Source organism: Ideonella azotifigens (assembly GCF_006519715.1).
In the GTDB taxonomy this organism is placed as follows: domain Bacteria; phylum Pseudomonadota; class Gammaproteobacteria; order Burkholderiales; family Burkholderiaceae_C; genus Ideonella; species Ideonella azotifigens.
Genome location: NZ_VIDT01000611.1, coordinates 1 through 3354 on the forward strand (window position 1 = coordinate 1; position 3354 = coordinate 3354).

Annotated in this window: 4 protein-coding genes; all 4 read left to right on the forward strand. The window is 69.3% G+C overall.

Annotation, left to right across the window (positions count from 1 at the left end):
- Positions 1–232: hypothetical protein (locus FKP22_RS32700; protein ID WP_170201075.1), on the forward strand; the 232-nt coding region annotated here is incomplete at its 5' end.
- 8 nt (positions 233–240) lie between these two features.
- A complete protein-coding gene (locus FKP22_RS24995) occupies positions 241–1257 on the forward strand; it encodes a transglutaminase family protein (protein WP_231012805.1) in 1017 nt (338 codons plus the stop codon).
- Complete coding sequence (locus tag FKP22_RS25000) at positions 1254–1952, forward strand: hypothetical protein (RefSeq protein ID WP_141290376.1); 699 nt, start codon at positions 1254–1256, stop codon at positions 1950–1952. Before FKP22_RS24995 ends, FKP22_RS25000 begins: the two co-directional genes overlap by 4 nt.
- 238 nt (positions 1953–2190) lie before the next feature.
- Positions 2191–3354, forward strand: a 1164-nt coding sequence (locus FKP22_RS25005) for a DUF6600 domain-containing protein (RefSeq protein ID WP_141290378.1), incomplete at its 3' end; no start/stop codon positions are given.

Genomic DNA, 3354 nt, shown 5'->3' on the forward strand with positions numbered 1-3354 from the left:
CCTGAAACTGGCCCGCCACGAGGCGGCCTGGGCCGCGGAAGTGGCCGCGCCGCTGCCCACGCCGGAGTCCTGGCCGCTGGCCGAACTGGCCGCGTGCGACGAGGACGGCAGCCACACTGCGCTGATCACCGCCTTGCGCGACTGCAGCGAGCAGGCGCTGGCACTGTCGGACGCGATCGGCCGCAAGATGTTCTCGCACGTTGGCGCGGTGGATCACCTGGTCTGGCAATGAGCGGCGAGATGAGCAGCGAGACGGATGAAGAAATGCGCTGGCTGAGCGTGCAGCACGACACGCTGTATGCCTATGACGCGCCGGTGGAGCTGGCGCATCACGTGGCCTACCTGAGTCCGCGCGCCACCGACAGCCAGCTGGTGCGCGACTGGTCGCTGTCCATCGACCCGGCACCCGACGAATGGGAAGAACTGGCCAGTGACACCGGCCCGGCGCCCGCCACCCAGATGAGCTTCGACTGCTGGGGCAATGGCCGGCTGGCCTTCAGCCATTCGCGGGTGCATGAGCGGCTGTGCGTCAGCTCCCGCTTCGAGGTGGGGCTCACGCCTGCCGCAGCCCCTGACCCCGAAAACAGCCCGGCGTGGGAAGACGTGGCCGAGGCGCTGCGTTACCACGCTGGCGTGGCGCATGCCGAGGCGGTCGAGTTCACCTTGCCTTCGCATTTCGCGCCGCGCTCGCCGCAGCTGGCCGCCTTCGGCCGGCTGGCCTTCACGCCGGGCCGCTCGGTGATGGGCGGCGCGCTGGCCTTGATGCAACTGGTCAACGAGCGCATGGCCTACCAGCCGCAAAGCACCTCGGTGAACACCCGGGCGACCGAGGCGCTGGCGCTGTCGCGCGGCGTTTGCCAGGACTTTGCCCACGTGATGATTGGTGCCTGCCGCTCGCTGGGCCTGGCGGCCCGTTACGTCAGCGGCTACCTGTTGACGAACCCGCCAGAAGGCCAGCCGCGGCTGATCGGCGCCGATGCCTCGCATGCCTGGATGGCCATCTGGTGCCCTGAGCAGGGCTGGGTGGCGCTGGACCCGACCAACGACGTGCCGGCTGGCATGGACCACGTGACGCTGGCCTGGGGCCGCGACTATGGCGATGTGGCGCCGCTGCGCGGCGTGATCCGCGGCGGTGGCCGCGCGTTGCCACGGGTGGCCGTGACGGTGCAACCGTTGGACAATGCGCTTCCGCCGGAAGAGGTTGGCTGTGGCGATGCCACGCCGCCCGCACGGCCTGTTCCTGCCGATGCCCCATGATGCTGTTTCGTCGCCTGTTTCCCCTTTCCTCCTGCCTGTTGCCGCTGGCGATGGCGGTTTCCGCCTGTGGCGGCGGCGGTGGAGGCAGCGATGGCAGCAGCTCGACGCCGGCCGGTTCCGGCGGCTCGGGAAGCTCCGGAAACAGCGGCGGCTTGACGGTCGCGCAGCAATGGGATTTCAGCAGCGCCGACGGCTGGCAGCTGACTGCCGAGCCGGCCAGCGCCGCCAGCACCACGCTGGGCAATGGCCTGCTGAAGATGGCCGCAGCGCTCTACATCACCGATCCGGTCACCGGCAGCGTGGCCTGCCCGAAAGCGGCGGCCGAGGTGGCGTTGACCGAGTCCCACCTCAGCGCCGGCAGCTACGAGCGCCTGGCGATTGACCTGAAAGTCAGCCGCTGGGACCTGGGGTTGGGCCAGTTCGACACCGACGTGCCGCGGCTGGAACTGGTCTACCGTGGCCAGCGCTACACCTGGAACGTGGTCGGCTTCAACGCGATGCCCGGCACCTTGCACCTGGAAGGCGGCCCCAGCCTGGCCTGGACGGCGAGCTACAACGGCGTGGCCGCGCTCTCCGGTGCGCCCACGGTCAGCGCAGATACCAGCGCACCGCTGCTGCGAGTGTGGCTGGACGGCTGCTCGCAAGGCATGTCGCAATCGGTCGAACTCACCAGCCTGGCCATCTCCGGCGCCTGAAGCGGGCTTCGGGCGCGCGGATTGCCTGAAAACCGTGAGCTTTGGCCCCGGGTTGAGCGTGGCTTTGTCACCAATGGATACGGCTGGTGCTGGGGTTGACCCGCAGTGGGTCAGCGCAGATGGCGGCCTGAACGTTAGTCCCCGCATGCAATCCTTTTTGTCTTCGAAGCGCCCGGCTGGCCGGGTGACGGGAACCCGGGGCAGCGCATGGCGCCGAGGTGCCGGTGCCGCCCTGGCGGTGTTGGCCCTCTGGGTGGCCGCGGCGCCGGCAGCGCAGGCGGAAGACGATCCGCCAGGCCGTGTCGGCCGCGTGGCCCAGGTGCGTGGCCAGGCCTGGATGCAGGAGCAAGGCCAGCGTGAATGGTTCGACCTGCAGCGCAATCGCCCCTTCACCACCGGTGACCGCCTGACCACCGACCGCGAATCTCGGCTGGAACTGCAGATCGGCTCGACCACCGTGCGGCTGGACGAACGTACCGACCTGGCGATCGAGCGCCTGGACGATGACCGCGTGGACCTGCGGCTCTACAGCGGCAGTGCCATTGTGCGGGTGCGCGAGCCGGAGTTGATCCGGGAGGTGTCGCTGAACACCCGTGAGGGCAGTTATCTGCCGCGCAGCACCGGCTTGTTCCGGGTGGATGTGTCCGACGATCAGGAACAGGCCAGCGTGCTGACTGGCGAGTTGCAGTTCAACAGCGACAGCCGCAGCGTGGCGCTGCGAACCGGCCAGCGCGCCATCCTGAGCAACGAAGGCCGCGGCCCGCTGGCGCTGAGCTGGGGTGCCCCGGCAGACGACGATTTCGAGCGTTGGGCGCTGTATGAAGATGGCCGCGAGCCGCCACGCGCCGATCAGCAGCGTTACCCGGTTTCGCCCGAGATGACCGGTGCAGAAGACCTGGCTGGCCAGGGCAACTGGGACACACACCCGGAGTACGGTGCGGTGTGGACGCCGACGGTGGTGCAGACAGACTGGGCGCCGTACCGCTACGGCCGCTGGATCTGGGTCAGCCCATGGGGCTGGACCTGGCAGGACGATGCCGCCTGGGGCTTCGCACCATTCCACTACGGCCGCTGGGTCAACTGGCGTGGCCGCTGGTGCTGGGCACCAGGCCAGTACGTGCGCCGCCCGGTGTATGCGCCGGCCATGGTTGCCTGGGTGGGCGGTTCCGGCCCGGGCTGGAACGTGTCGGTCTCGGTTGGCAGCGGGCCGGTCGTCGGCTGGGTGCCGCTGGCGCCGCGTGAAGTGTTTGTGCCGTACTACCGCTACTCGCCGCGCTACGTGCAGAGCATCAACTACACCCATGTGCGCCTGCCGCCGAACTACCAGCCGCCGCGCCAGTCGCCCGGTGCGCCTGTGATGTACACCAACCGTGGCGTGCCCGGCGGCATCACGGCCGTGCCT

Coding starts and splice junctions, on each gene's coding strand:
- FKP22_RS24995 (WP_231012805.1), top strand. CDS start 241: ATGAGCAGCGAGACGGATGAAGAAATGCGCTGGCTGAGCGTGCAGCAC.
- FKP22_RS25000 (WP_141290376.1), top strand. CDS start 1,254: ATGATGCTGTTTCGTCGCCTGTTTCCCCTTTCCTCCTGCCTGTTGCCG.